General features: G+C 61.5%; 28 protein-coding genes. 9 read left to right on the top strand and 19 right to left on the bottom strand.

Annotated features, from left to right (window positions below; genetic code table 11):
* Complete coding sequence (locus D1223_RS02830) at positions 1–708, top strand: polysaccharide biosynthesis/export family protein (protein ID WP_119374880.1); 708 nt, start codon at positions 1–3, stop codon at positions 706–708.
* Positions 709–721: 13 nt separating this feature from the next.
* Here D1223_RS02830 and D1223_RS02825 read toward each other — a convergent pair whose 3' ends face one another.
* Positions 722–997, bottom strand: a complete 276-nt coding sequence (locus D1223_RS02825; RefSeq protein WP_119374879.1) for an SEL1-like repeat protein — start codon at positions 995–997, stop codon at positions 722–724.
* A gap of 257 nt (positions 998–1,254) precedes the next feature.
* Here D1223_RS02825 and D1223_RS02820 point away from each other — a divergent pair, with 257 nt between their 5' ends.
* The 4 genes from D1223_RS02820 (at position 1,255) to D1223_RS02805 (ending at position 4,593) form a co-directional block, all read left to right on the top strand.
* Positions 1,255–1,458, top strand: coding sequence for a hypothetical protein (locus D1223_RS02820; RefSeq protein ID WP_119374878.1), 204 nt, complete (start codon positions 1,255–1,257; stop codon positions 1,456–1,458).
* 77 nt (positions 1,459–1,535) lie between these two features.
* Positions 1,536–2,477 (top strand): isopenicillin N synthase family dioxygenase, encoded by a 942-nt coding sequence (locus tag D1223_RS02815; protein WP_119374877.1) that lies wholly within the window; start codon positions 1,536–1,538, stop codon positions 2,475–2,477.
* A 181-nt stretch (positions 2,478–2,658) separates the two neighbouring features.
* Positions 2,659–3,678, top strand: a complete 1,020-nt coding sequence (locus D1223_RS02810) for an amidohydrolase family protein (RefSeq protein WP_119374876.1) — start codon at positions 2,659–2,661, stop codon at positions 3,676–3,678.
* Between the two features lie 15 nt (positions 3,679–3,693).
* On the top strand, positions 3,694–4,593 hold the full coding sequence (locus D1223_RS02805; RefSeq protein WP_119374875.1) for a crotonase/enoyl-CoA hydratase family protein: 900 nt from the start codon (positions 3,694–3,696) through the stop codon (positions 4,591–4,593).
* Here D1223_RS02805 and D1223_RS02800 read toward each other — a convergent pair.
* From D1223_RS02800 to D1223_RS02790, 3 genes are read right to left on the bottom strand one after another with little or no spacing between them, the layout of a single operon-like run.
* On the bottom strand, positions 4,590–5,213 hold the full coding sequence (locus tag D1223_RS02800; RefSeq protein ID WP_119374874.1) for a GNAT family N-acetyltransferase: 624 nt from the start codon (positions 5,211–5,213) through the stop codon (positions 4,590–4,592). The genes D1223_RS02805 and D1223_RS02800 overlap by 4 nt on opposite strands.
* Before the next feature lie 3 nt (positions 5,214–5,216).
* Positions 5,217–6,080 (bottom strand): ribokinase, encoded by an 864-nt coding sequence (locus D1223_RS02795; protein WP_119374873.1) that lies wholly within the window; start codon positions 6,078–6,080, stop codon positions 5,217–5,219.
* The gene (locus D1223_RS02790; RefSeq protein WP_119374872.1) at positions 6,077–7,012 is read right to left on the bottom strand and encodes a nucleoside hydrolase; all 936 of its coding nucleotides are present in this window, start codon (positions 7,010–7,012) and stop codon (positions 6,077–6,079) included. Before D1223_RS02790 ends, D1223_RS02795 begins: the two co-directional genes overlap by 4 nt.
* A 103-nt stretch (positions 7,013–7,115) precedes the next feature.
* Here D1223_RS02790 and D1223_RS02785 point away from each other — a divergent pair, with 103 nt between their 5' ends.
* Positions 7,116–7,823 (top strand): dienelactone hydrolase family protein, encoded by a 708-nt coding sequence (locus tag D1223_RS02785; protein ID WP_119374871.1) that lies wholly within the window; start codon positions 7,116–7,118, stop codon positions 7,821–7,823.
* 33 nt (positions 7,824–7,856) lie between these two features.
* On the opposite strand, the gene D1223_RS02780 is transcribed toward D1223_RS02785, so the two are convergent.
* Together D1223_RS02780 and D1223_RS02775 are read right to left on the bottom strand one after the other, a co-directional pair.
* On the bottom strand, positions 7,857–9,176 hold the full coding sequence (locus D1223_RS02780) for a dipeptidase (RefSeq protein WP_119374870.1): 1,320 nt from the start codon (positions 9,174–9,176) through the stop codon (positions 7,857–7,859).
* A gap of 70 nt (positions 9,177–9,246) precedes the next feature.
* Positions 9,247–10,554, bottom strand: coding sequence for a replication-associated recombination protein A (locus D1223_RS02775; RefSeq protein WP_119374869.1), 1,308 nt, complete (start codon positions 10,552–10,554; stop codon positions 9,247–9,249).
* A 58-nt stretch (positions 10,555–10,612) separates the two neighbouring features.
* On the opposite strand from D1223_RS02775, the gene D1223_RS02770 reads away from it, so the two are divergent.
* Positions 10,613–10,951, top strand: a complete 339-nt coding sequence (locus D1223_RS02770; protein ID WP_119374868.1) for a YciI family protein — start codon at positions 10,613–10,615, stop codon at positions 10,949–10,951.
* A gap of 32 nt (positions 10,952–10,983) precedes the next feature.
* Positions 10,984–11,826, top strand: a complete 843-nt coding sequence (locus D1223_RS02765) for a TauD/TfdA dioxygenase family protein (protein WP_119374867.1) — start codon at positions 10,984–10,986, stop codon at positions 11,824–11,826.
* A 6-nt stretch (positions 11,827–11,832) separates the two neighbouring features.
* Here the strand turns inward: D1223_RS02765 and D1223_RS02760 are convergent, their stop codons facing one another.
* The gene (locus D1223_RS02760) at positions 11,833–12,510 is read right to left on the bottom strand and encodes a Fe2+-dependent dioxygenase (RefSeq protein ID WP_119374866.1); all 678 of its coding nucleotides are present in this window, start codon (positions 12,508–12,510) and stop codon (positions 11,833–11,835) included.
* Positions 12,511–12,592: 82 nt separating this feature from the next.
* Between D1223_RS02760 and D1223_RS02755 the strand changes: the two genes are divergently transcribed.
* Entirely contained in the window at positions 12,593–13,459 is an 867-nt protein-coding gene (locus D1223_RS02755; protein ID WP_119374865.1) for a hypothetical protein, read from the top strand.
* Between the two features lie 56 nt (positions 13,460–13,515).
* Here the strand turns inward: D1223_RS02755 and D1223_RS02750 are convergent, their stop codons facing one another.
* The 12 genes from D1223_RS02750 to D1223_RS02695 form a co-directional block, all read right to left on the bottom strand.
* Positions 13,516–15,531, bottom strand: coding sequence for a S9 family peptidase (locus D1223_RS02750; protein WP_119374864.1), 2,016 nt, complete (start codon positions 15,529–15,531; stop codon positions 13,516–13,518).
* 73 nt (positions 15,532–15,604) lie between these two features.
* The gene (locus D1223_RS02745; RefSeq protein WP_233350162.1) at positions 15,605–17,074 is read right to left on the bottom strand and encodes a Do family serine endopeptidase; all 1,470 of its coding nucleotides are present in this window, start codon (positions 17,072–17,074) and stop codon (positions 15,605–15,607) included.
* 81 nt (positions 17,075–17,155) lie between these two features.
* On the bottom strand, positions 17,156–18,586 hold the full coding sequence (locus D1223_RS02740; RefSeq protein ID WP_119374862.1) for an MFS transporter: 1,431 nt from the start codon (positions 18,584–18,586) through the stop codon (positions 17,156–17,158).
* Positions 18,587–18,611: 25 nt separating this feature from the next.
* Positions 18,612–18,902, bottom strand: a complete 291-nt coding sequence (locus D1223_RS02735) for a putative quinol monooxygenase (RefSeq protein WP_119374861.1) — start codon at positions 18,900–18,902, stop codon at positions 18,612–18,614.
* An 85-nt stretch (positions 18,903–18,987) separates the two neighbouring features.
* Positions 18,988–19,374 (bottom strand): RidA family protein, encoded by a 387-nt coding sequence (locus D1223_RS02730; RefSeq protein WP_119374860.1) that lies wholly within the window; start codon positions 19,372–19,374, stop codon positions 18,988–18,990.
* Between the two features lie 10 nt (positions 19,375–19,384).
* Positions 19,385–20,182 carry a crotonase/enoyl-CoA hydratase family protein gene (locus D1223_RS02725; RefSeq protein ID WP_119374859.1) on the bottom strand — a complete coding sequence of 266 codons (798 nt, stop codon included), beginning with the start codon at positions 20,180–20,182 and terminating at the stop codon, positions 19,385–19,387.
* 81 nt (positions 20,183–20,263) lie between these two features.
* Positions 20,264–20,776 carry a hypothetical protein gene (locus D1223_RS02720; RefSeq protein ID WP_119374858.1) on the bottom strand — a complete coding sequence of 171 codons (513 nt, stop codon included), beginning with the start codon at positions 20,774–20,776 and terminating at the stop codon, positions 20,264–20,266.
* 80 nt (positions 20,777–20,856) lie between these two features.
* On the bottom strand, positions 20,857–22,014 hold the full coding sequence (locus tag D1223_RS02715; RefSeq protein WP_119374857.1) for an acyl-CoA dehydrogenase family protein: 1,158 nt from the start codon (positions 22,012–22,014) through the stop codon (positions 20,857–20,859).
* A gap of 24 nt (positions 22,015–22,038) precedes the next feature.
* Entirely contained in the window at positions 22,039–22,719 is a 681-nt protein-coding gene (locus D1223_RS02710; protein WP_147372647.1) for a hypothetical protein, read from the bottom strand.
* Between the two features lie 2 nt (positions 22,720–22,721).
* Complete coding sequence (locus D1223_RS02705; protein ID WP_119374855.1) at positions 22,722–23,339, bottom strand: hypothetical protein; 618 nt, start codon at positions 23,337–23,339, stop codon at positions 22,722–22,724.
* 5 nt (positions 23,340–23,344) lie between these two features.
* Positions 23,345–24,541, bottom strand: a complete 1,197-nt coding sequence (locus tag D1223_RS02700) for an acyl-CoA dehydrogenase family protein (RefSeq protein ID WP_119374854.1) — start codon at positions 24,539–24,541, stop codon at positions 23,345–23,347.
* Positions 24,542–24,671: 130 nt separating this feature from the next.
* Positions 24,672–25,679 (bottom strand): nicotinate-nucleotide--dimethylbenzimidazole phosphoribosyltransferase, encoded by a 1,008-nt coding sequence (locus D1223_RS02695; protein ID WP_119374853.1) that lies wholly within the window; start codon positions 25,677–25,679, stop codon positions 24,672–24,674.
* Positions 25,680–25,684 lie beyond the last annotated feature (5 nt).

Raw genomic sequence — 25,684 nt, 5'->3', positions numbered from 1 at the left:
ATGAGACGCGCCTGCCTGATCCTTCCCCTGATTGCGCTTGGCGCCTGCCAGAGCGTTGATCCCGAGCCGACGCAATATTTCCCGGTTGCGGACTGGCGCCATGAAGATGGCCAGGACGCCGCTTACCTGCTGGCGCCTGGCGACACGATCCAGCTGATCTTCCACACGGCGCCCGAACTCGACCGCGAGATCAGGATAGCGCCGGATGGCTCACTGAACCTGCCCTATATCGGATCGCTTCGCGCATCGGCCCGCACGGCTGGCGAACTGCGCGGTGCCTTGCTGCAGGCCTATGCGAGCGAGTTGAAGGATCCCGACATCGATGTGATCCCGACTGGATTTGAGAGCCAGAAGATCTTTGTCGGAGGCGAGGTCCGCAATCCCGGCATGGTGGACCTGCCCGGTCAGATCGACCCGCTGCAGGCGATCATCATGGCGGGCGGCTTTTCCGAAAGCGCCAAGCCAACCCAGGTCGCCGTTCTCAGGCGAATGCCGGGCGGCCAGGTCATGTCGGCCGTGTTCGATGTGAACAAGGGCATCAACGATCCGCGCTATGCCGACTTTACGCCGCTGCGCCGGTTTGACGTTGTCTACGTGCCCCGCTCTGCCATCGCAGAGGAAAACCTGCTGATGCAGCAATGGTTCAGGAATGCGCTCCCGATCCAGTTCTCGCTATACTACGACATATCGGGCGATATCCGGCGCTAAGCCGGACACCGGACTAGTTCATCAGGTTCAGCCAGTCGCGGGCCGATTTCAGCGCGCGCTTGATCTCTTCGCTGGACAGCATGTCGGCCATTTGCTGGCGATATTCCTTGGCTTCTTCCGAGCCCTTCAGCACGGCCAGATTGAACCATTTGTGCGCAGCAATCATGTCGGCATCGACACCCACGCCGGTCGAATAGGCCAGGCCCACGCGGCAGAGTTCCTCGCCCGTGGCGTTGGAACCAATTCCCGTTTCCGGGGCGACATCTACTGCCATATCTGAATAAGGCATTTGACTTCTCCATCTACACCCAGACCCGGTTGGCGCTTCATGCGGCCTGATTTTACCGGGTCTCCAAAAACCATCACGTCACGCCTCGGTGACGGGGTTCAGCCTGCCCTCAGAGCTTTGCGACATGGTTAACAGCGAGACGCTCAAATCGTCTGTGTGTTAACGACCAGCAGGCGGAAATTAACCAAAGGGGGGCTGCAGGCCGGATTCTTCAGAAAACCGGTGCATGCCCGGCTGGGCGGCTTATAATCGCGGCCATGATATTTGTTTTCTGGCTGATCCTCTTTACGCTCAATCTTGTCTGCTTCTGGCGAATTTTCGAGAAGGCAGGGTTCAAGGGCGCCTATGCTCTGATGATGGTTGTTCCCATTCTCAACATTGTCGGCCTCGTCCTGCTGGCTTTCGTCGAATGGCCGGTACACAGGCTGGTGAACTATCTCGACGAGCAGCGCCGGCGCTGAGCCGGCCACCCCGCGTCAATCTTGCTCTGACGAAGCGGCTTGGGCATTGCGGGAACGACGCGTATATTGCGCGCGTCATGACAGATCTCTTTGAACCCATCCCCTATCCGCTCTGGAAGAAGGACAAGCAGGCCTTCGCCGACAAGCTTGGCCGTTCCTTCCGCGAGACCGGCTTCGCCGTCATCACGGACCACCCCGTCGATGAGGCCGTCATCGCCCGTGCCAACCAGGCCGCGAAGGATTTCTTCAAGCTGCCGGAGGCGACCAAGGAGAAGTATCACGACGCTGCCAATGGCCGCCAGCGTGGCTACACCCCGTTCGGCACCGAAAATGCCAAGGGCCAGAAAGCGGCGGACCTGAAAGAGTTCTGGCATACCGGACGCAAGCTGCCGGCTGATTCAAAGTATCGCGCCACCATGAAGGAGACACCCGTCGTCGATGAGGTGCCCGGCTTCGACAGCGCGACCTATGCCTTCTATGAGGCGCTCGACGATTTCGGCGGCGACCTCCTGCACGCCGTCGCGCTTCACCTCGACCTGCCGGAGGACTGGTTCGACGACAAGGTCAATTTCGGTAACTCCATCCTGCGGCTGCTGCACTATCCGCCGCAGGAGAACCCGCCACCCAAGGGCACGGTTCGCGCCGCTGCGCATGAGGACATCAACGTCATCACACTCCTGCTGGGCGCAGAAGAGGCGGGGCTGGAAGTGCTGCACCGCTCGGGCCGGTGGCTGTCAGTCAACCCGCCGCCGGGGTCTCTCGTCATCAATTGCGGTGACATGCTGCAACGCCTGACGGGCGGCGTCCTGCCATCGACGACCCACCGCGTCGTCAATCCGGAACCGGAGCGCGCCAAGTTCCCGCGCTATTCGACGCCCTTCTTCCTGCACTTCAATCAGGACTACCTGATCGAGCAGCTGCAGCAGTGTCTTGCGGAAGGTGGCAAGAAACAACCGCCCATCACGGCGCAGGACTACCTCATGGAACGCCTGCGCGAGATCGGCCTTGTGAAGGCTTAGCCACCCGCATTTCCCGAAGCTGGCCTGGGTACGTGGTCTGACCGCCTTCCGCGCGGAGCAGCCCATGGCGCTGGCCCAGTCAATCAAACTTGCGTTGCGCCACCTCTTGCCCCCAGACGCTTTTGCGCTTCGAATAACGATACAGCCCTTCAGAGGCTGACGGATTCGAGGAGGCAAACGCATGTTCGACAATGATGACTGGTTGAACCAACACCGCGAGGAGGTCATCGACCCCGACCGGGAGATCGTCGATCCGCATCACCATCTCTGGCCAAAACCCAATCCGGCCGGGATTGTCTACGACCTCGACGATCTTTGGCGCGACACGGAAGACGGCCACAAGGTCACGCAGACTGTCTTCATGGAATGCCGCGCCGCCTATCGCGAGGATGGACCCGACCATCTGAAGCCTGTGGGCGAGACCGAGTTTGTTGCAGCTGCAGCCGCCCGCTCAGCGCGTGAAGCGGACAAGGCGACCATCGCTGCCATCATCTCGCATGCGGATCTGCGCCTGCCCATCTCGCAGCTCGATGAGGTGCTCGACGCCCATCTTGAAGCCGCCAACGGATTGTTCCGGGGCATCCGGCACTCCGGCCCGTTTGATCCGCACAGCGAGCACTTCCGGATCCGCCCCCGCTCGCCGGAAGGGCTCTACCGCGACCCGGACTTCCGACGGGGCGTCGCGCATCTCGGCGAACGCGGCTTCACCTATGACACCTGGAACTATCACCACCAGATTCTCGACTTCCGCGACCTAGCCGCTGCCGTGCAGGGCACTGTCATGGTCCTTGACCATTTTGGGACCCCACTCGGCGTCGGGCCCTATGAAGGCAAGCGCGACAGCAATTTCAGCAAGTGGAAAGACGATATCGCGGCTGTAGCCGCCCAGCCCAATGTCTATGCCAAGCTCGGCGGGCTCGCCATGCCGGACAATGGCTTTGGCTGGAATGAGCGCGACACGCCGCCGTCATCCGATGAATTCGTGGACGCGCAAGCGAAGTATTATCACCACGCGATCGAGTGCTTCGGCCCGGAGCGGTGCATGCTGGAAAGCAACTTCCCCGTCGACCGCCTTTCAATTTCGTACCGGACACTCTGGAACGGCTTGAAGAAGATCACGGCGGACTATTCGGAATTCGAGAAGGCCGCCCTGTTTGCCGGGACAGCACGGCGCGTCTATCGCGTCAGCCGGCCAGCTTAACGAGGGCGCAGCACCATGTTCGACGAGATCATCTACGAAGCCGAAAATGGCCGGGCCCGGATCACTCTGAACCGCCCCGACAAGCTCAATGCCCTCACCATGAAGATGCAGGCGGAATTGTCCGAGGCGCTCTGGCAGGCCGACAATGACCGCGATGTCCATTGCGTCATCATCAAGGGCGCGGGACGCGGATTCTCCGCCGGCTATGACCTATCCGGGTCCAGCGCCGTGCCAGTCTCACGGCTCGACTCCGAGACCGGAAACAAACGCGGCGCCCGCAGCGTCGATGATGATATCTGGCAGCTCGAAAGGGCCCAGCGCTACCGCATGGCGATCTTCGACCTGCACAAGCCAGTCATTGCCCAGGTCCACGGCCCATGCGTCGCGGGCGGCACAGACATCGCGCTTCTCTGTGACATCGTCATCATCGCCGATGATGCGAAAGTATCCTTCCCGGCCGGTCGAAATCTCGGCGCGCTGCCCAACCAGATGTGGCTCTACAATGTCGGCCCGCAATGGACCAAGCGCCTCATGCTGACGGGCGACTCGATCACAGGAACGGAAGCCGCCCAGCTCGGCTTTGCCATGAAGGCTGTGCCGGCAGACATGCTCGAAGCGGAAGTCGAAGGCCTCGCTGACCGCATGGCGCTGATCGATCCGGACATCCTCGCCGCCAACAAGCGGGCGATCAATCTCGGCATGGAACTGATGGGCGCACGGACCATGCAGCGTCTCGCCGTCGAGAATGATGTACGCGGACACCAGGCTGCCTCCGCCCATGCCTTCGTCAAGCGTGTGGGCGAAGCCGGGCTGAAGCAGGCCCTGAGCGAGCGCGACACCCCCTTCGGCGACGGACGCGCCCGCGTCAACGGGCCGGAAATCCGCGATAGCGAAGGAAAGCTGCGCGACGACTAGGCGGTGCGGCCCAGCCGCTCGAACCAGACCTCGCGAGTCACTTCCCAGACCTGCGAAGCGCGGGTCGTCCCATCCGGGCGGCGGCTCTCGATATCGCCCTTGTATTCACAGCCCGTCTTGCGGAACAGGCTCTGTATACGGACATTGTCGAGGGCTGTCGTATTGCTGATCAGGTCGAGATCGAATGTCTCGAACATCCAGGTGAACATCGCCGCCATACCGCTGCCGCCCTGCCCCTTGTTCTGCAGGTCAGGCCGCATGGCACCCGCGACTTCACCCGCCGCCCATTCCGGCCATATGTGAACTTCGGAAAAGCCCGAAACCCGTCCCTCTTCATCGAAATTGAGCGACAGGAGAACCTCGCCACGTTCTCGCCGCGAAACACATGTCTCGATATAGGCCCGCACGCCTTCAAGGGTCAGCGGACGCGGAAGCGAATAGATCCAGTCGCGGACACCGGGATGATCTAGAAGTTCGAACAGGGCTGGCGCATCTTCGATCGTTGCGAGCCGGCTACTGGCGCCGGAAGACGGCACCTGGTCGGCTCGCCGGACGGCCTCGCGGATCGCTGCCTCCCGCTCAGGGCTTGTCCGGTTTCGAGTAAGGGGCAGTTCGGCCATCGCTCACGCCTTGTCCGCCAGGAAGGCCTCGACCTCGCTGCGCCAGGGCAGGCTCGGCTGAGCCCCTTCCTTTGTCACGGCCAAAGCCGCCGCACCGGACGCAAAACGCAGCGCGGCGCCCTCCTCCATGCCTTCAGCCAGCGCGACGGCGAGCGCGCCGCAAAACGTGTCGCCTGCCCCGGTCGTATCGACCACAGGCACGGCATAAACCGGCATATGGGCGACTTCCTTGCCGGCGCGATACAGGACCGAGCCATCGCGTCCGAGCGTCTTGGCCACGAGACCGTCGCCCCGGAACAAGGCATCTCCGTAGAAGTCAGCCTCCACTTCATTGACGATCAGCAGATCCGCCGTCTCGAGCAGGCCGGCTGGAACCGGCATGGCAGGCGCGAGGTTGAGCGCGAAAAGCTTTGAGGCGATCTGGCTCGCCGCAATGACCGCGGAGATCGGCACTTCGAGCTGACAAAGCACTGCATCGGCTGGCCCGGCGCCTTCGACATCGCGCGCATCAAGCTCGGCGTTTGCGCCGCTCGCGACGATGATGAAGTTTTCTCCTGACGCATCAACACCGATCAGCGCGACACCCGTTTGCGCGGCCTCGTCCTCGACAATCCGCGACAGGTCAACGCCATCTTTCCGCAACAGCGCGAGCGCCAGCTCGGCGTTCGGATCCTTGCCGACCCGCGCGAGCATTGAAACGTCGGCGCCCAGCCGCCGCGCCGCAAGCGCCTGGTTTGCGCCTTTGCCGCCCGGATATTGGGCGAACGTTGCCCCAGTAACGGTTTCGCCGGGCCTTGGCAGCGTCTCGCAAGCCGCGACAAGGTCCAGGTTGACCGAGCCGACTGTGATTATTCTCGGCGCGCTCATTCTCCATACCTCGCCAGCTGGCCGAGCATCTCCGAAAAGACCGCATCAGCATCGACCTTGTTGTACCAGCGGATGTGGCCGTCCTGGCGGTAGTCGGGCACCGTCCTGCCGAAGCGCTCGCCTGCCTGCAGCTCGACGCTGACTGTCGCCATCGGGCCTTCGAAGAGGTCTGGCCGCAGCAGGGCCAGGATCGTCGACGGATCGTGCAGCGGCGCCTTGCGGCCCTTTCCCTGTTCCTCAAGCTGGTTGGACGCGGCCAGAAGGTCAGCCGCCCTGATCGCAACCGGCGAGCCAAGCGCCCGGACGCGGTCGACCTGTTCGTCGCTTGTCAGCATCTGGTGGGTGACATCGAGATTCAGCACGCGCATGGGGATGCCGGACTGGAACACGGCCTGCGCGGCATGCGGATCGGCGAAGATATTGAACTCCGCATGCGGCGTGATGTTGCCGCCTTCAGTGTCGGCACCGCCCATGACCACAATCTCTTTCAGGCCCTCACGAATATCGGGCGCTATGGTCAGCGCCAACGCGACATTCGTCATCGGGCCCGTCACGACCAGCGTCATTGGGAAGCCCTTTGCCGCGCGCAGGGTCCGCACAAGGAAATTCACCGCATTCGCCCGCGAGGCTCTCACGCGCGGCTTTGGAAACGGAATGCCGCCGAGACCGGTGGTGCCGTGAAAGTCTTCGGCGGTGACCGGATCGCGCAACAGGGGCACCGGCGCACCGCCGCAAACTGGGATTTCGCGCCCCTTGCCGGCAAGCTCGCGAATGATGCGGGCATTGCGCAGGGTCAGTGGCGCGGGAACATTGCCGGCCACGGTAGTAATCCCGACCACATCCATCATGTCGGAGGCTGCAAAAGCAACGAGCAAGGCGACGGCGTCGTCGAGACCCGGGTCGCAATCAATAATAATCTGGCGTTTTCTCATGATACTCGAACTAAGAAACCACTCCGTGCGTTCCGGCAAGGGCTGGCCGTAACGGCCTCACACAACTAAGTGTGCATTCAAACACAAGAAGGAGACACAAAGCATGGCCATTTCCACGAAATCGCTCGACTACGAACAGGCAGGACAGGTCTATGAGGGCTTCCTGGCGATGCCCGAAGGGACGCCGAAGGCGGTCGTGGTCATCGCTCACGCCTGGGGCGGGCCGGGCGAATTCGATCAGGGCAAGGCGAAGATGCTTGCCGAGTGGGGTTACGCCGCCTTTGCGATGGACGTCTACGGAAAGGGCAAGCGCGGCGAGACCGTCGAGGAATGCCAGGCGCTGATGAACCCGTTGGCCTCGAACCGGGCGGAACTCCAGAGCCGTCTCCAGTTCGGCCTTGAGACTGCGAAGAAGGAGTCCGGTTGCGACAAGGCCTCCGCGATTGGCTTCTGCTTCGGCGGCCTGTCCGTCCTGGACATGGCCCGCGCCGGCATGGCCGTCGATGGCGTCGCTTCCTTCCATGGCCTGCTTGGCGCACCCGGAAACACCGACGGAAACAAGGTGAAGGCCAAGGTGCTGGTCCTGCACGGCTGGGACGATCCGATGGCCAAGCCGGAAGACGTGCTGACCTTCTCCAAGGAGATGTCTGAAGCCGGCGCTGACTGGCAGCTGCATGCCTATGGCGGCACCATGCACGCCTTCACCAATCCAGGCGCCAACGATCCCGACTTCGGGACCGTCTACAACCCTGCCGCCGAGCGCCGCTCACTCGCTGCGCTCAAGGACTTCCTGTCCGAAATTTACGGCTAGTCTGGCTGGGACGCGGACCGCGAGGCCGCGTCCCTAGTTCAGCACGTCAGGCGATGTCAGCTCAGACGTGCGAGCCTCTTCCGCCGCACGCAAAAGCCGGAGCATGTTGCCGCTCCATATCTTCTGGATGTCTTCTTTCGTGTAGCCAGCATCTATAAGCGCTGCGGTGACCTTGGGCAGGAAGGTGATGTCCGACATGCCGTCGACGCCGCCGCCGCCATCCCAGTCCGCGCCCATGCCGACATGGTCAGGGCCGACCAGTTCCAGGGCATACAGCATGTGTTCCATGAACTTCTCGAAGGTCGAGCGCGGGGGCGGGAACTCGTCATTGAGCGCCCGGCGCGCTTCCCAGTAGCGGGTCATGGTTTCCTTATCCATGTCAGCGGTATCGCCAAATTCGGCGTCGAGTTCCTCCAGCGCCTGCGTGCGCTCGGGACTTGGCTCCAGCGCTTCGAGATATGAACCGTAAGCGTTGATCTGGATGACACCGCCATCCTCCGCGACAGCCAGCAGCAACTCATCGGGAATGTTCCGGAAGTGCTCGTACACGCCATCGACACCGGTATGGGACAGGATGAGCGGCGTCGTCGACAGTTCGATCATGTCGTAAACTGTTGTGTCCGCGGCATGGGACCCGTCGAGGATCATGCCCAGCTCATTGGCCTTTTTCACCAGCTCCTCACCCAGCGGCGAAAGGCCATCGAACTTCTCACCCGTCACGTCGGTTGCGCTGTCGGCGAACTGGTTGTTGCGAAAGTGAACCGGCCCGACCATGCGAAGGCCGCCAATATAGAAGGTTTCCAGCAGCGAGACGTCCGTGCCGAGCGGGTAGGAATTCTCCATGCTCTGATAGACAACGCGCTTGCCTTCGCCTGCGATGCGTTCAGCGTCGTCGGCCGTGAAGGCCAGCTCGACCTCGTCAGCGTATTTCGCCGCCATTTCACGGATCGCCATCTGTCGAAGCAGCGCGCTGTTGCGGGCCGAATGATATGAGGCTTCGTCAAGTGGCCCTTGCGGCGTGAAGATCACCCAGAAGCCACCATCGAGCCCGCCTTCCTTCATCCGCGGCAGGTCGACATGCGTCCCATCGGCCTCGAATGTCTGACGTTTCGAAAAATCATATTTCGCCGAGTGGAAGTAGGCCGGCGTGTCGAGGTGGGTGTCCATGACAAGCATGTCGTTGTGCACCTCGAGAACGTCCTTAGAGACGCCGACGCCGTGGCCGTGTGTGGACATCTGCGCCTCTGACTGCGGAATGATCTCGCTACCGCTTTCCTGGTGAAAATCGTTGCAGGCGGTCAGGGCAAGCAGGCTGGAAGCAGCGAGCAGGCCGGCCAGTGGACGCAAGGTCATGGGAGGGCTCCGATAGTTTTTTGCTGGCTGGATACGAGCAGAGTCTGGCACGAACCGCAATTGCGCCAAATCAGCTCCCTTTCTGGCGGCGCAGCTCTGCCCACTTTTTCAGCCGTTCGGCGATCGGCCCTTCCCGGCCCTCGCCTTTCGGCTGGTAGAACGCTTCCCGTTTCATTCCATCAGGGAAATAGTTCTGCCCCGAAAAGCCCTCTTCGGCATCGTGGTCGTAATTGTAGCCCTTGCCGTAGCCCTCTTCCTTCATGAACGCAGTCGGCGCGTTCAGGATATGCTTCGGCGGCATCAGCGAGCCCGTCTCCTTGGCGGACCGTTGCGCGGACTTCCAGGCGACATAGACAGCATTCGACTTTGGCGCCGTTGCCAGATGCACGACCGCATGCGCGAGCGCCAGTTCGCCCTCGGGGCTGCCAAGGCGTTCATAGGTGCGGGCCGCTTCTGCGGCGATCATGAGACTGGTCGGATCAGCAAGGCCGATATCCTCGCTCGCCATGCGGACAATCCGGCGGGCGAGATAGAGCGGGTCTTCTCCGCCGGTAATCATGCGGGCAAGCCAGTAGAGTGCCGCATCCGGGTCCGACCCGCGCACGGACTTATGCAGGGCGGAGATGAGATTGTAGTGCTCTTCCCGGTCCTTGTCATAGGCCGGTGCGCGCTTCTGGAGCGCATTGGACAGCTGCTCGGCGGTGAGCTGCTTGCCATCGTCGGCCAGCGTGAAAGCCTGCTCGGCGAGGTTCAGCATGTAGCGGCCATCGCCGTCTGCCATGTCGATCAGCGCTTCGCGGGCGCGGGCGTCTAGCGGCAGCTTCCGCTTCTCCAGCGCTTCGGCGCGCTGAAGCAGCTCCTCCAGCGCCTCTGGCGTCAGGCGTTTGAGCGTCAGCACCGCGCACCGCGACAGCAAGGCGCCGTTGATCTCAAAGCTCGGATTCTCCGTCGTCGCGCCGACCAGCGTCACCACGCCCGCCTCCACGAAGGGCAGGAAGCCATCCTGCTGGGCGCGGTTGAAGCGGTGAATCTCGTCGACAAAGAGCAGCGTGCCCTTGCCCATGCCGCGCCGGTTCTCGGCCCGGTCGAAGGCGGCGCGCAGATCCTTCACGCCGGAGAAGACCGCGCTGATCGCCTCGAATTCGAGATCGGTTTCCTTGGCGAGCAGGCGCGCGATCGTCGTCTTGCCGACACCGGGTGGGCCCCAGAAGATGATCGAGCCGAGCCGCCCCGTCTTCAGCATCCGCCCAAGCGCGCCATCGGGGCCGAGCAGATGGTCCTGCCCAACCACTTCCGACAGCGTCTGCGGGCGCAGCCGGTCCGCCAAAGGCCGCGGCGCCTCATCGGCCATACCGGATGCAGAGAAGAGATCGCTCATGGCGCACACCTAGCCGGTTCGAAGCATGGTGATAAGATGTCAGCTGGAGGAAACAGCAATGCCGAAATTCCTAGCCGTCTATACAGGCACCCCACCAGGTCCTGACGCTGGTCCGCCATCGGCGGAAGTTATCGCCAGGGGCATGAAAGCCTGGCAGGACTGGATGGAGCAGCATGCGAGCCAGATTGTCGATGCAGGCGGCCCGCTTGGCGCGACAAAGAAAGCGTCCAAGGCCGGTGTCACTGACACGAAGAATAATCTCTCTGGTTACGTGATCGTAGAAGCAGCTTCACATGATGCCGCCGCGCGCCTGTTCGAGAACCATCCTCACTTCTCGATCTTCCCCGGCGAGGCTGTCGAGATCATGACCTGCCCGCCCATTCCGACAATGGACTAGCGGCCATCCGAACAGGACGAGGAGGAGAAACATTGACACTCACCATCACACCTAGCGGTCAGGCCTGTGGCGCGAGTATCACCGGCCCTGACCTGTCAAAGCCGCTGGATGCCGAGACTATCGCCGGCATCCGCTCGGTCTGGCTGGAACATCACGTCCTCGCCTTCCCGGGCCAGCACCTCACCGACGACGACCTCGAACGCTTCACGCAATACTTCGGACCATTCGGAGACGATCCGTACATCGCGCCGATTGAAGGCCGCGAGCACATCATCGCCGTGAAACGCAACGCCAACGAGACTGGCCCCGTCTTCGCCGAAACCTGGCACACCGACTGGAGCTTCCAGAAGTCCCCACCCGCGGGCACCTGCCTTTATGGCATCACCATACCGCCTGTCGGCGGCGACACCCTCTTCACCAACCAGCACAAGGCGCTCGCCGAAATGCCGGATGATTTGCGCGGTAAGTTGGAAGGCAAGATGGCCGTCCATTCCGCGCGAAACGGCTACGCCAAGGCCGGCATGTATGGCGAAAAAGATACGGGCCGCAGCATGGACATCCGCCCGTCAGACGAGGCGATGGAGACCCAGCTCCACCCGATCATCCGCAAGCATCCGGAGACCGGTCGCGAAGGCCTCTTTGGCTGCGCCGGCTACATCATCGGCATAGACGGCATGAACGAGGAAGAGGGCTGGGCGCTCATCACCGAGCTTTATCGCTGGCAGACGCGGCCAGAATTCCAGTACCGCCACAAATGGCAGCCGAACATGCTGCTCATGTGGGACAACCGCTCCTGCCTGCACATGGCGACCGGCGGCTATCAGGGCCATGACCGCCTGCTCCACCGCACCACGATTGGCGCCCAAGCCGCCTGAACCGCATCAACTATTTGTCCAGAGCCGGCGGATATTGGCTGTGATCTTGGCGAGCGCCAATTGTTCTGGCGCTTCGATGGGCAGGCTCTTTGACAGGTTGGCGCGCAAATTGGCGAGATCGAACAGGATTTCCCGCTGCTCTGCCGTCCGCACCAGGCTCTCCACCCATCCGACACAGACCATGCGCTCACCGCGCGTCACCGTCTCGACCCGGTGCAGGCTGGTCGATGGGTAGAGCAGCAGCGAGCCGGCATCGAGTTTCATCGAATGCACCATGCCGGCCCAGTCAATGGTCAGCTCTCCGCCGTCATAGTCCTGCGGATCGCTGAGAAACAGGGTGAAGGAAATGTCGGTACGGATGCGCGTGTCGCCGCTGCCCATCAGGACATTGTCGACATGTGTGCCATAGCCTTCGCCCTCTCCGGTCCGGCTGACCATGAGCTTTGACAGCTTCCTCGGTTGCGCGGCGGCCTCGAAAATCGCATTGCCGGTAATTGCGTCATAAAGCCGCCGATGCAGTTCAGCGCCAGTTCGGGTCGAGAGGTCAGCCTGCCGATTGGACTTTACGCGCGCAGCCTGAACGCCAGCAGTGATGCGGCCATCGCGCCATCCCACCGTCTCAAGTGAGGTCCGGATTCCAGCCAGGGCATCAGGGTCGAGAAGTCCGGGAATTGTGATCAGCATGGCTTGCACTTGCGAATGGTTTGCAGTTACCGGTATCGCCCATACTCAACTGCGTAAGCCTGAACATTGAAAGTGCGACCAAATGGCGACCTCCTACAAATCCTGGGCCGTTCTCGGCCTGTCGACGACCCTGCTTGGCGGCATAGGCCTCGCAGCGTGCGGCAATGACCAGGGCTCCGTATCGCCTGAACGTGAAGCATCACAGCCGGCCGAAGCGACGCCGTCCAGTGCCGGGCTTGCCGACGAAATCGACGTCACCTCAACACCTGTTCGCGCCGAGGGCGGCGAAGGCGAAGGCGGGGTGAATATCGCACAGGCAGGCGAAGACCCAGCCGTCTATCTGAGCGCCCTGGCCGTAGTCGAGGCGCACATCCGCGCAGGGATAGACGCGCTGGACGCTGGCGAACGCAAGGCCGCCGCCGAAATGTTCGCCCATCCGGTCAGCGAGATCCTCTTCGATCTGGAACCAGTTCTCCGTCAGCAAGGCGTGGCCCCTTTCGAGCAGAAGCTGATTGATGCCTCCCACGGTGTCTTCGGCGGTGAAAGCGATGACGCTTTGCGGGCGCGCGCTAGCGACATCATCGCCACCATCCGCCAGGCCGGCGAGTTTGCGCCCAAGGGCCAGGCTGATGACGTCACGATAAAGGCGCGGGTGATCGCCGACGAGATCGACCGGGCCATCGCACAATACATGTCGGCCCGAAACAGCGACGCTTATGAGCCGTATCTGGACGGCTACGGATTTTACAAGACGGCTGAATCCTTGATGATCGACAATGCCGAGGCGATCGCGGCCGACGCACCCGCCTTTCACCAGCAGGCTGAAACCGTGCTGAGCGCTCTCTCCGAGGCCTATCCCTCAGCCCGCCGCCCCGCTGCGCTGGGCGCCGATGCATCGCACCTGGCGGTCCTGAACTCGGGGCTTCAGCTCGAACTCAGTGGGCTCTAAATCAAAGAAGGCCGGGTTCTGGCCCGGCCTTCCCCAACTCGCCAATCGAAGCGCGTCTATTCCGCCGCATTCCCGGAAGGTGCCGGGTCCTCGTCAGGGGCCTCACCCTTCAGATAGGTATTGAGGAAATCGACATAGGCCTCGGACGCCTTGATGCGGTTTTCACGTTTCTGGAAGCCGTGTCCCTCGTCCGGGAAGAGGACGTACTCGACGGTGGCACCATTGGCGCGGGCGGCCTCGACGAGTTCGTCGCTCTCGACCTGCAACACGCGTGGATCATTGGCGCCCTGAATGACCAGCATTGGCTTGGTGATCTGGTCGGCATGGAAGAGAGGCGAGATGCGGCGCAGCCGCTCAATGTCGGTGGCCGGGTCACCCATCTCGTCATAGAGCGCATCGCGGAACGAGCCCCACCATGGCGGAATACTTTCCAGGGTACGGACCCAGTTGGTCACCCCGAAAATATTGACACCGACATCGAAGACCTCAGGCTCGAATGCGAGGGCGGCTGCAACCATGAAGCCGCCATAGGACCCGCCGAGAACGCCGATCTTCTCGGGGTCTATGCCCTCCACGCCTTCCAGGTATTTCCGCCCATAGACGATGTCCTGCAGGTCCTTCTCGCCATGGTTCTTGTCGTCCATGTGAAAGAAGGTCTTGCCGTAGCCCGACGAGCCGCGATTGTTGGCGGCCAGCACCGCATAGCCGTGATTGACCAGGTGCTGGATGGTCGCCGAATAGCCTCGCGTACTCTGTCCGCCGGGCCCGCCATGGACCCAGACCAGCGCCGGGACAGGATCGTCCGCCGATGCCTGTTTGGGCATGTAGAAGATGGACGGGATTTCAAGGCCGTCGAAGCTCTCATACCGCACGACCTCGGCGGTCACGAGATCATCCTCGTCAATCGCTTCAGGCAGCGCGTTGGTCAGCCGGGTAGCCTCGCCATCATTGAGGCCGGCGACGTAGAGATTGAAAGGTGAGGTGTCGGTGTTCACGCCGAAAGCAATCGTCTCTTCGTCGCGGTCGAAACGGATCTGGCCCAGCTCTCCGTCAGGAATTCCCTTCAGTTCAACCGCTTCGCCGGTTTCATTGTCCATAATCGTCAGATCGGTCATCGCGTCCGCATTGATGGCAGAAACGAGGTAGCGTCCCGTCGGGCTGTCGAACACAAACGAGACATCCCAGTCCGCTTCGATCAGCGGATGCTTTTCTCCGCTGGCGAGATTGTAGGTCCAGGCCTGATTGAATTCGCCATGCTCATTGGTGGCGTAGATCAGCGTTTCGCTGTCTGCCGTGAAATCGTAGACGCCATAAGAGATATCGCCCTCATGTTCGGTGATGAGCTGAGGCTCGGTATCGTCCGCCAGGAAATCCACGAGATAGATATTGGAGTCGGCATTGGTGCGGTCTTTCGACAGGGCCAGCCAGCGCCCGTCCGGTGAGACGTCGGCAATATCCTTGCCATCGTTCTCGAAGATCATTTCCCGTGAATAGTCCGCCGTGCTGTAGGCATAGAGGTCATTGGTCTGCGGATCGCGCTCATTGGTCTGGATGTAGAAGACCTCGCCATCGTCGCGCCAGCCGACAAAACTCGCACGCACCTCCTCACCAGGCGTGAGATCGGTCAGGGTGCCGTCGGTTTCGCGGACGTAAACGTGATAGATTTCGTTGCCGCCGCTGTCGGAGGTGATCAGAACGCGGTCGTCATCGGGGAAGAAGGATTGAGCGTAGACGGCATTGTCGTCAGAGCTGGTCAGCGGCGTGATCGCCCCCGTCTTGTCCATTGCGACTGCGTTGAAAATGCCGGTTTCATCTGTCGAGACCAGGATGGCATCATTGTTGTGAGAGAAAACGTAGCCATTGTTCGACCCCAGCCCGTAACTGGTCGTCTCATGGAAGAGCGACGCCGGATACTGCTGGACCGAGACAGGCTCAACCACCACATCCGCGACCTGCTCAATATCGTTCGCAGGCGTGGACACCGCCTCTTCTGCCGCGTCTTTAGCAGGCGTCTGGGCGCAGGCCGCCAACAGGGCCGATGCGCCAATCAACAGGGTTTGTTTCAAGTACATAAATGCCTCCCGCAACCAAGATTGCGGAAAGCTAGCACTCGCCTTTCAGGATAGCGAGACCGTAAGGCCGGTTTTACAGGGTTACCGTTCCGGCAATCCGGCGGCCATTGCGATCAAGCTCGATCGCCCAGCGCGACGCATCGGTATCGAGGGCCTCGTCCAGCTGCTCCAGGGTCTTGATCGGCGCATTGTTGACCGAGACGATCAGGTCGCCGGGGCGCACAACCCTCCAGGCGTATGCGCCGCGCAGGATCCGGGTCACGAGCACCCCTGTCACGAATGGATCGCGGCCCATCTCCTCAGCGAGGCGGGGGGAAAGCTCGGCAACTTCCGCACCGGAAAACGGATGGCGGCCTTCCAGCAGCTCAAGTTCAGCCTTGGTCGCTCCCGGTGGCGGTGCGAGCGTGACACCGACCGTCTCATAGCGCCCGCCATGCAGGACTTTCAGCTGGGAGACCTCTCCGGGTGAACGCGTCGCGGCCAGGAATTTCAGGCCATTCTCGTCAAAAACCTCGCGGCCATCGATCTCCGTGATCAGGTCGCCGCGCTTCAAGCCCGCCTCGTCGGCCGGGCCGTCATCGAAAACTTCCGTCACCATCACGCCGACCGGCCGGTTCATGCCCTGCGACTTGGCGATGTCATAGGTCACCGATTGCGCCTTCAGGCCGAGCCATGGGCGGACAATACGCCCCTCGTTGACCGCAGCATCGACGACCCGCTTGACCATCTCGGCCGGGATGGCAAATCCAATGCCGTTCGAGCCGCCAGAGCGCGAGAAGATGGCGGAATTGATGCCGACCAGCTCACCCTTCGTATTGACCAGCGCGCCACCGGAATTGCCAGGGTTCACTGCCGCATCGGTCTGCAGGAAGAAGGCGTAGTCGGACACGCCGACATCGGTCCGCGCCGTCGCGGAGATGATGCCGCTGGTGACCGTCTGTCCCACGCCGAACGGGTTACCGATGGCCAGAACGATGTCGCCGACTTCCGTATCACGCGTGTCGCCATACTGTACGGTCGGAAGCGGATCGCCTTCGGTGTCGATGCGCAGCACGGCAAGGTCGGTACGCTCATCAGCAAGGATGAGCTCTGCCTCGTATTCGCGGCGATCCGAGAGGACGACGAGCAACTCGTCGGCGTCGGCCACAACGTGGTTATTGGTGACGATCACGCCGTCATCAGAGACGATCACCCCGGAGCCGAGCGAATTCTGGACACGCTCCTGAGGGGCTCCGAAAAACTCCCGAAAGATCGGGTCATTGGCAAAGGGGGAAACGTTCTGGCGAACGACTTTCTTTGTGTAGACGTTCACCACCGCCGGCGAGACCTTCTTGACGAGTGGCGCATAGGACAGCTCCACCTGCGCGTGGGTCTGAGGCACCTGCTTGTCGGTATCGTTGCCGAAGAAACTGACGCCCTGCGCGCCAGCCTGTCCGGCTGAGAAGAGCGGGCTGATAAGAACTGCAAGCAGGGCGAGCACAGCGACCACACTCACCAGAAGCAGTTTCGAAACATGGCGGGTCATGGTGTTGGTTTGCATCATGAAAATGGCTCTATTGCGGCGCCGCAGGGGGCGCAATCAGGCAATTCATGACAATTCAGAAAGACGTTCCGGCCGCAGCAATCAAGTGGCCTGGTCGCGCTCTGCCAATGCCCGCAGATTATTCTCGTGGTCCTCGCGGCTGATCCGGTAAAAGCTGACGCACACGATCATGATCATCCATAGCGACAACAAGGTCAGCGCATAGCCCCAGCCGAGTGTCCGCACGGCTTCGTCGCTTGCCTGCGAAGCCCGCATGCCGGGCGTGATGGCAGCAACGGCAAGGATGAAGGACGCAGTCAGCACACCCACGCCCTGGGCGAGCTTGCGCATGAAGCTGATGCCCGCGAAGTAGATGCCCTCGGACCGCCGCCCGGTCACGAGTTCGTTCTGCTCGACAATATCAGCCACCATGGACGCGGCGAGCATCTGGTAAGCGATGATCAGGGCCAGGTCGAAGACGGTGATACCAAGCACAATCATGTAGAGTTCGTCTGAGCCATTCGGCGGCAAGAGACCGAACTGGCGTGCGATGACCGGCATAGGCGCTATCGTGAACGCGAGGATGCCGATGGTGATGGCCGCGCGCTTCTTGCCGAAGATGCGGCCGGCGATCGGCGCGAGAACGAGCGCGAGGATCGACGAAACATAGACGGCTGCGGTCAGTCCGGTGATCTGGGTATTCGAGAACTCCCAGAAGAAGCCATTGATGTACTGGTTCAAGGTTGCCGAGACGCCAGATGCCAGCAACCCGAACAGCGTTGCGAGAAACAGGGCCCGGAACGAGGGGTTGGACACCGTCTCCCAGATCTCACCCAGCACTTTCAACGGGGTGAGCTTGCGAGGCGCAGGGGGCGCCTTGAGGTGGGGAATATGCCGGTGCGTCCCGAAGGACGTGACGGTGATCGACGCCAGGATACAACAGGCCCCAAGCAGGCCATAAGTGTGCCAGCCGGTAATATGGAAGAAGCCCGAGGGGTCGCCTTCGCTCGGCTTCAGAAGGAACAGGAACAGGACGATCTGGACGGTCAGGCCGCCAACCCAGGCAAAGAAATAGCGGAACGACATCAGTGATGTGCGCGCGTCGTAATCCTGGGTCAGCTCCGCTGCGAGCGCTGTGCTCGGCACTTCGAACAGGGTGTACATCAGGCGCACAGCGACCGTGAATCCGAGGAGCCAGGCAAACAGGCCGAGCCCGGAAAGGTCTCCGGGCGGATTCCAGACAAAGAAATAGGCGATCGTGACCGGGATCATCGCCGTGTACATGAGCGGGTGGCGGCGGCCCCACTTGGTACGCAGATTGTCCGACCAGTAGCCGACAATCGGGTCGGAAACGGCATCGATCAGCAGCGCAATCCAAAGCGCCGCTGCCACGAGAACCGCCGACAGGCCGAGCACCTGGCTGTAGAATAACAGCAGCACATATTCGAAGCCGTTATTCTTGATGCCACCTGCCGCGCCGCCTACGCCATAGGCGAGGCGGGTGAGAAATCCGGGGGCTTTATGCTCAGCCATTATGCGCGCCGAACCGGCTCAGCGCCTATTCGACGATGTCGAAATATTCGATTTCCGGGCGACCTGCGAGACAGGCGCCCAGTTTGGCGCCGGCAGCCTTGAAGTAGTCGGTCTGGCCGTGTGCCTTGAGTGCATCCTCGGAGGCATACTCCTCCATGAAGATGTAAGTCTGCGGGTCGGATTTCGATTTGTAGAGCTGGTAGGTCAGCGTGCCGGATTCGTTTGCCTTGACCTTTGCCATGAGATCCTTGCCGACCTCTTCAAACTCGGCGTTCTTCCCTTCGGCGATGGTCAGTTTCGCGACAACTCCGATCATGCAGTCCTCCCAGTGATTTTTCTGTTTGTAGAACCATAACCAACTGTTTCGGCCGGGCAAGCCATGACGTCGCGGATGCGGGCGCTCAGCCCCGAAAGGCCGTCACCTCGATTTCGATCTTCATTTCCGACGCAATCAGCCCGGCGACCACCATGGTCGCGGCCGGGCGGATCGTCCCGAGATGCCGGCCGAGTACGGGCGCGATAGCGTCGACCAGGCCTCTGTCGACCACTGTGTACTGGACACGGACGATGTCACTCATTCCGAAGCCCGCTTTATCCAGGACGCGCGAAATGGTGGCAAAACACGCTTCGGCCTGCGCGGCAGCATCTTCTGGCATGGCCATCGTCGCATAGTCGTAGCCGGTCACGCCGGACACGAAACACCAGTCGCCCTGCACCACCGCGCGCGAATAGCCCAAAGTCCCTTCAAAGGGCGAACCGGTAGAAATCAGGCGGCGCGGCGACGGCATGGCGGTCAGGCTATTTGCCTTCAAACTTCGGCGCGCGTTTTTCGAGAATGGCGTTCACGCCTTCCATGTGGTCCTCGGTCTCGTGCATGAGGGCTTGCGAGGCCGCCGACAGCTCCATGATCGTGTCATAGGAGGCGCTCTGGCCGTGACGCAGCAGCGTCTTGGCGAGGCGCAGGGACTGCGGCGGCTGGACAGCCATGCGTTCGGCGAGCTTCATGGTCTCGTCCATCAGCTGGTCACCCGGCACGACATCGGAGACCAGCCCCCATTCCTTGGCCGTCTGTGCGTCGATAACGTCACCGGTAAAAAGCAGCTGCGCCGCGCGCGAGTTGCCGATAATGCGCGGTAGCAGCCAGGCCCCGCCATCGCCGGGAATGAGGCCGAGCTTCAGGAAGGTCACACCAAATTTCGCATGATCGGCGGCGATCCGGACATCGGCCATGCAGGCGACGTCGCAGCCAAGGCCGATTGCGGCACCATTCACCGCAGCAATCAGCGGCACTTCGAGATTGTAGAGCGACTTGACCACCAGGTGGATGTTGCGGCGATAGCCATTGCGGATGTCGTTCGGGCTGCCGCCAAAGGCGCCTTTGCGGTCACGCATGGCCTTGACGTCGCCGCCGGCCGAGAAGGCCTTTCCCTCGCCCGTCAGGATTGCGACACGGATTGCCGGGTCTGCCTCGATCTCGGCGCAGGCCGCGGCCACGGCAGGACCGTCGCCTTCCTGGCCAAGCGCGTTCATCATGTCCGGCCGGGTCAGCGTCAGGGTCGCAATCGGGCCGGATTTTTCAAGTTTGATGACGGACATGGTGCAGCGCTCCCGGATAATCTGATGAAGGTTCCGGGATGGTCTATGGCAGGCTGGCTGCCCTGATGTCGAGCCCTGACCTTACGACTTCCGGTAAGTTCCGATGAACCAGTCGTCCCATTCCTCGGTTTCGGGATTGTACTGCTCGAAGTGCTGCGTGACCGAGCCGTCATCATTGGGGACCCAGCTGCCCCTGAAGGGGAAGGTCGTTCCATTGCGGTACTTGATCTCACCTTCGAGCAACATGTGGCCTCTCTGGTTGATCCCGCCGGAATACTCGATGACCGAGCCGGCGCTGACCCAGAGCTGGTGCCACTTCTTGTCGCCCGGGTCGTAATAATTGTAGCTCTGCCCGGTGCCGCCAGCCGTGTTCGTCCAGTGTTCGACGATCAGACAGCCGCGCTCTTCCTTCGTGATGATATTCGTTCCAGCCGGCTGCTCGGCCAGGTCGGTCACGGTCCATTCGCCGAGCCAGAAGTCAAAAGCCTCGTAGGGCGGCGAGCTGCATGGTTCGGGCTGACCACTGCCCTGTGCATTGGCCCCCGCAGAGAGCCCAATCGCCGCCAGCGCCGTGACGAGAGATTTCCTGTACATGTATCCTCCCGATAAAAAAGACCCGCCCTGCCAGCTTGGGCAGGACGGGTCCTTGCGTCAAATGAAAGCTTTTGGACGGCTTACTCGGCAGCGACCTTCTCGACCTCGCCACTGAGCGCCGTGTAGCGGCGCATATGGTGATCGATATTGCCAAACTCGCTGTCGATCATGGTCAGGCGCTTGAAATAGTGGCCAACAGCCAGTTCGTCCGTCATGCCCATGCCGCCATGGATCTGGATCGCTTCCTGGCCGACAAAACGCCCGCCCTGGCCGATCCGGACCTTGGCACCGGAAACCGCCTTCTTGCGTGTGACTTCATCCTCATCGAGCTTCAGCGTCGCCATATAGGTCATGGAAATCGACTGCTCATGCTCCATGAACATGTCGACCATACGGTGCTGGAGAACCTGGAACTTGCCGATGGCGATGCCAAACTGCTTGCGCTGCTTGGAATACTCAACGGTCATCTGGTGGGCGACGCCCATGGCGCCCATGGCCTCGGCACAGACGGCGACGGTGGCTTCGTCGACAACCCGCTCGATCAGCGGCAGGGCCTTGCCTTCCTCGCCGATGAGGGCATCGGCCGGCACTGTCACATTCTCGAAGTAGACCTCGGATGCACGGCGGCCATCGACTGTCGGGTAGTCACGCGTCGTGACGCCATCGGCGCCTTTCTCGACGATGAAGACGGAAATGCCGTTCTTGTCGCGACGGTCGCCCGATGTGCGGGCGGTCACGATGAGGTGGCTCGCCCACGGCGCGCCAATCACAACGGCCTTGTGACCGCTGATCACATAGCTGCCGCCTTCCTTCTTCGCCGTCGTCTCGAGGTCGTGCAGGTCATAGCGGCCACGCGGCTCAGCATAGGCGAAAGCGAAGACACGCTCACCGCCGATGATCGCCGTGAGGTGCTCTTCCTTCTGGGCCGGCGTGCCCGCGTGCTTCAGGAAACCGCCAGCGCAGACGATCGTCGGGACATAGGGTTCGACGACCAGAGCCTTGCCGAATTCTTCCATGATGACCATGGAGTCGACGGCGCCGCCGCCAAGACCGCCATCGTCTTCTGAAAACGGCGCAGCGAGAAGGCCGAGTTCGGCGAATTGCTGCCACATCTCCGGACGCCAGCCTGCATCACTTTCCGAGACCTTGCGGCGGGTGTCGAAGTCATATTGATCGCGAAGCAGCCGTGCCAGGCTGTCGCGGATCATTGTCTGTTCTTCTGAAAAGTTGAAATCCATCGGTTTCCTCCAAATTCCCTTTGTTCAATATTCGTCGAGTATGGCCGCACAGGCGCCGAGCTGGCTTGCGGTGGGCGGCGTGATCTTGGTCGTTTTGGCACCAGACACCATCATCACGCGGTCCTGGCTGCTATCATCCCAGTCGATAACCACCGTCAGCGGATAGTCATCAAGGACAACAAGTTTCTCATTCAGGTCTTCATCCCCGTAGTCGATCAGGACCTCATGGGCCGGATGCGTCTGCCCCATAAGAAAGTATTCCGTGGCGGCTCCAACCCGCACCACGGGATCGTCTTCCAGCGATGCGAGTTCGACCGTTGCACCTTCGCTGAATGGCCGCAGCGCCTTGATGGCGTCACGTTCGGCTTCGGTCGGCAGCGGCGTGTCAAAGCAGCTGCGATAGTCGATGCCGCCATAGAGCAGGAAAAGGCTGTCGGGTGACATCGCCTCGTCTTCTTCGGTGTCGAAGATGCTCTGGTACAGTACCCAGTCGTCTCCAGTGAGAACCACGCGCTCGCGGAACGTATCCGCGCTGCCGCCGGTGCTGGACGACCAGAAGACAGACGAACCGGCCTCCAGTTCCGGCAAGGCCGGCTCGTCCGCCGAGGCGGGACAAGACAGGCTTGCCAGGACAGCAGCAGCGGCGACCGGAGCAACCGGAAACAACCTGAAGCCCGATGCCGCGCCTTTGGGTATCTCGTTCACTTTCACTCCAGAAGCTCCGAGCAGTATCCAAGGTCCTGGCCAGCCATGTCGGTCGGACTCAAGCCCCCCTGAGGCTCGATCACTTCCAGCACCTGGCCCTTGTCACCCGATGCCCAGACAACCTGAACCGGCATACCGAGAACAGGCGAGACAGCAAGGGTCATCTCGGCCTCGCCATACGCCGTCTGGACCGACAATGCATCACCGGCCCCCTCGATATTGGAAATGAGCTCAACCTTCACAGGCTCTGCAACGCTGTAGGCGCTGTTGACCCCTGTGCGCACGGAGGCCGAAGCACCCGGAATCAGGGGCCAGATCGCCGACAGCGCCGCCCGGTCTTCATCGCCGGGCAGTGGCTGGTCGCACGACTGCGAATGCACCCCCGAAAACTCGACGATGTAGTCCGCCGCTTCACCGCTGGAGCGCTGAATGTCCGGATCGTAAATGATGAAGTCTTCTCCGGAGATGACGACTTCATTCAACCGGATATAGGTCTGGTCGCCGAACTCGTACTTCCAGGTAATCATGGTGCCCGGCTGCGGAGACTGGAATCCCTGCTGGGCGGCACTCACCTGCGCAGATGCAATCGACATGACAAGCAGGATGAGTGCACGCACCATTGGGTCTACAGCCCCAGGATCATCTTGGTGATGATGTTGCGCTGGATCTCGTTCGAGCCGCCATAGATGGACGTCTTGCGCATGTTGAAATAGGTCGGCGCGGCCTGATGGGCATAGTCCGGCCCGATCGGGAATTCGTTCGAGCCGTCCTCGGGGAAGCCGCGGAAATACGGGTGGCCATAATGGCCGACCGCTTCCAGGGTCAGCTCGGTCAGGCGCTGCTGGATTTCCGTGCCCTTCACCTTGAGGATCGAGCTTTCCGGGCCGGGGCCCTTGCCCTGCGCTTCGCCAGCCAGCGTCCGCAGCTCGGTGAACTCGAGCGCTGTCAGGTCGATTTCGAGCTGGCTGATCTTGCGGATGAAATCGTCATCCTTGATCAGCGGCTTGCCGTCGAGCAGCTCCGTCGAGGCGATCGCACGCAGCTTTTCGACGCCGCGCTTGGAACGGGCCACGCCAGCAATGCCGGAGCGCTCATGCGCGAGCAGGAACTTGGCATAGGTCCAGCCTTCATTCTCCTTGCCGACGAGGTTCTCCACCGGCACGCGAACATCGGTCAGCCAGGTCTCGTTGACCTCATGGCCACCATCGATGGTCTTGATCGGCTTCACCTCGATACCCGGCGTATTCATGTCGGCGAGGATGAAGCTGATACCTTCCTGCGGCTTGGCAGCGTTTGGATCGGTGCGGCAGAGGAAGAAGCCCCAGTCTGCGTGCTGGGCGAGCGTCGTCCAGGTCTTCTGGCCGTTGATCACATAGTGGTCACCGTCGCGCACGGCCGTCGTCTTCAGCGAAGCGAGGTCGGAGCCTGCGCCCGGCTCTGAATAGCCCTGGCACCACCAGACCTTGCCGGAACGGATACCCGGAAGGTGCTTGGCCTTCATTTCCTCGGAGCCGAAGGTGTAGATCACCGGGCCGACCATCGAGACGCCAAAAGGCAGCGGCATGATGGTGTCCATGCGGGCATTCTCTTCAGACCAGATGTAGCGCTGGGTCGGGGTCCAGCCCGTGCCGCCATACTTCTCTGGCCAGGCCGGAACAGACCAGCCCTTTTCGCCGAGAATCTGGTGCCAGGCGAGCATGTCGTCCTTGCCGAGATCCTCTCGTGCCCCGACACCGCGCAGGTGCTTGGGGTAGTTTTCTTCGATGAAGGCCCGGACCTCCTTGCGAAACTCGACTTCCTCCGGGGTGAATTCCAGGTTCATACGCTTATCCTCGCGATCGATTTTCTTATTTGGTATTTCGTTCCCTTCTGCCTGCACGATGGAACGAAAGCAAGTTGACGCGGACGTCAACGTAAGCCTTGTCGCACCCGATTTAGCAGTTTCTCCGGACTTAATTCGCCGGCTGCCCCAGAAAAGGCGCGCATGCTGTCTTCAGAACACCGACAGCGGCAGCCGACCCCATGCCCCCGCCAGTATTGAATTCGAACGGCAGGAGCGGCCTCATGGCGATGCGCTCAAGCGCGGCCTCATGGGCTGGACGTTTCGTCACATGTCCCGACAGCACATGCGCCACGGCATCCGGATTGATGGCATGGACAACGCCAGCCGCAATTGTCGTGGCGAAGCCATCGAGGACGACCGGCACAGACTGGATGCGCGCGGCCAGGATGGCACCAACGCAAGCGGCCAGCTCACGCCCGCCAAGGCAGCGCAAAGCCTCCAGCGGATCATCCAGGTGGCCGCGATGCGTCGCCAGGGCCTTGTTCACGAGTTCGGTGCGAGATGCGCTGACATCCTTGGGAGTCTGGGGCCCGGGGCGAACCCAGTAATTGGCGGTGCCGCCATAAAGCGCGCAGGCCACGGCCGCCGCAGACGTCCCGATTCCGGCACCGATGACACCGAGGGCGAGGAGGTCCGGCTTTCCCTCAAGAGCCTCGAAACCATAGGCAATCGTCGCCGCGCACTCGCGTTCGGACATCGCCGGGACTTCCGCGAAATCCGCCGTCGGTTTGTCGAGGGCAAGTTCGAAAACCCGGATGTTTACGCCAACCTGTGCAGCGATTGCCGAAAGCGGCGCCTTTCCTTCGCGGAGGGCTTCCACCTTGGAGCGGGTACTGTCATCGCTGGAAAGCGTGATCTCTTTGCTCGAGATACCGTGCGAGCCAGCGAACAGGGCAAGCGTTGCGTTCTCGATGCGCGGCGGAAACCGGCCTTGCCAGTAGGCCAGCCATTCGGCGGCTTCACCGAGGCGCCCGAAATCGCCCTCTCGCCCCATGCCGAGCAGCGCCTGCCTTACGCTTTCTGCAGGGGCCGGATCATGTTCGACCTTGCGAAGTGCCAAATCGCGCACATCATCAAAAGGCGTTGCAGGAGAGGCTGCGTCACTCAACGTATTCACTCACA

It is taken from the genome of Henriciella mobilis, from assembly GCF_003576285.1.
GTDB lineage: Bacteria > Pseudomonadota > Alphaproteobacteria > Caulobacterales > Hyphomonadaceae > Henriciella > Henriciella mobilis.
Note: the sequence above shows the minus strand (reverse complement) of the source record. Positions and strands in the feature narration are given on the sequence as shown.

Bases quoted from the DNA above. Each gene is read 5' to 3' on its own strand.
- D1223_RS02820 (WP_119374878.1), top strand. From the start codon at position 1,255: ATGATATTTGTTTTCTGGCTGATCCTCTTTACGCTCAATCTTGTCTGC.
- D1223_RS02750 (WP_119374864.1), bottom strand. From the start codon at position 15,531: ATGTACTTGAAACAAACCCTGTTGATTGGCGCATCGGCCCTGTTGGCG.
- D1223_RS02790 (WP_119374872.1), bottom strand. From the start codon at position 7,012: ATGAGAAAACGCCAGATTATTATTGATTGCGACCCGGGTCTCGACGAC.
- D1223_RS02740 (WP_119374862.1), bottom strand. From the start codon at position 18,586: ATGGCTGAGCATAAAGCCCCCGGATTTCTCACCCGCCTCGCCTATGGC.
- D1223_RS02760 (WP_119374866.1), bottom strand. From the start codon at position 12,510: ATGCTGATCACAATTCCCGGACTTCTCGACCCTGATGCCCTGGCTGGA.
- D1223_RS02730 (WP_119374860.1), bottom strand. From the start codon at position 19,374: ATGCCGTCGCCGCGCCGCCTGATTTCTACCGGTTCGCCCTTTGAAGGG.
- D1223_RS02830 (WP_119374880.1), top strand. From the start codon at position 1: ATGAGACGCGCCTGCCTGATCCTTCCCCTGATTGCGCTTGGCGCCTGC.
- D1223_RS02745 (WP_233350162.1), bottom strand. From the start codon at position 17,074: ATGATGCAAACCAACACCATGACCCGCCATGTTTCGAAACTGCTTCTG.
- D1223_RS02720 (WP_119374858.1), bottom strand. From the start codon at position 20,776: ATGTACAGGAAATCTCTCGTCACGGCGCTGGCGGCGATTGGGCTCTCT.
- D1223_RS02775 (WP_119374869.1), bottom strand. From the start codon at position 10,554: ATGAGCGATCTCTTCTCTGCATCCGGTATGGCCGATGAGGCGCCGCGG.
- D1223_RS02825 (WP_119374879.1), bottom strand. From the start codon at position 997: ATGCCTTATTCAGATATGGCAGTAGATGTCGCCCCGGAAACGGGAATT.
- D1223_RS02780 (WP_119374870.1), bottom strand. From the start codon at position 9,176: ATGACCTTGCGTCCACTGGCCGGCCTGCTCGCTGCTTCCAGCCTGCTT.
- D1223_RS02795 (WP_119374873.1), bottom strand. From the start codon at position 6,080: ATGAGCGCGCCGAGAATAATCACAGTCGGCTCGGTCAACCTGGACCTT.
- D1223_RS02770 (WP_119374868.1), top strand. From the start codon at position 10,613: ATGCCGAAATTCCTAGCCGTCTATACAGGCACCCCACCAGGTCCTGAC.
- D1223_RS02755 (WP_119374865.1), top strand. From the start codon at position 12,593: ATGGCGACCTCCTACAAATCCTGGGCCGTTCTCGGCCTGTCGACGACC.
- D1223_RS02715 (WP_119374857.1), bottom strand. From the start codon at position 22,014: ATGGATTTCAACTTTTCAGAAGAACAGACAATGATCCGCGACAGCCTG.
- D1223_RS02785 (WP_119374871.1), top strand. From the start codon at position 7,116: ATGGCCATTTCCACGAAATCGCTCGACTACGAACAGGCAGGACAGGTC.
- D1223_RS02810 (WP_119374876.1), top strand. From the start codon at position 2,659: ATGTTCGACAATGATGACTGGTTGAACCAACACCGCGAGGAGGTCATC.
- D1223_RS02705 (WP_119374855.1), bottom strand. From the start codon at position 23,339: ATGGTGCGTGCACTCATCCTGCTTGTCATGTCGATTGCATCTGCGCAG.
- D1223_RS02800 (WP_119374874.1), bottom strand. From the start codon at position 5,213: ATGGCCGAACTGCCCCTTACTCGAAACCGGACAAGCCCTGAGCGGGAG.
- D1223_RS02735 (WP_119374861.1), bottom strand. From the start codon at position 18,902: ATGATCGGAGTTGTCGCGAAACTGACCATCGCCGAAGGGAAGAACGCC.
- D1223_RS02725 (WP_119374859.1), bottom strand. From the start codon at position 20,182: ATGTCCGTCATCAAACTTGAAAAATCCGGCCCGATTGCGACCCTGACG.
- D1223_RS02815 (WP_119374877.1), top strand. From the start codon at position 1,536: ATGACAGATCTCTTTGAACCCATCCCCTATCCGCTCTGGAAGAAGGAC.
- D1223_RS02805 (WP_119374875.1), top strand. From the start codon at position 3,694: ATGTTCGACGAGATCATCTACGAAGCCGAAAATGGCCGGGCCCGGATC.
- D1223_RS02700 (WP_119374854.1), bottom strand. From the start codon at position 24,541: ATGAACCTGGAATTCACCCCGGAGGAAGTCGAGTTTCGCAAGGAGGTC.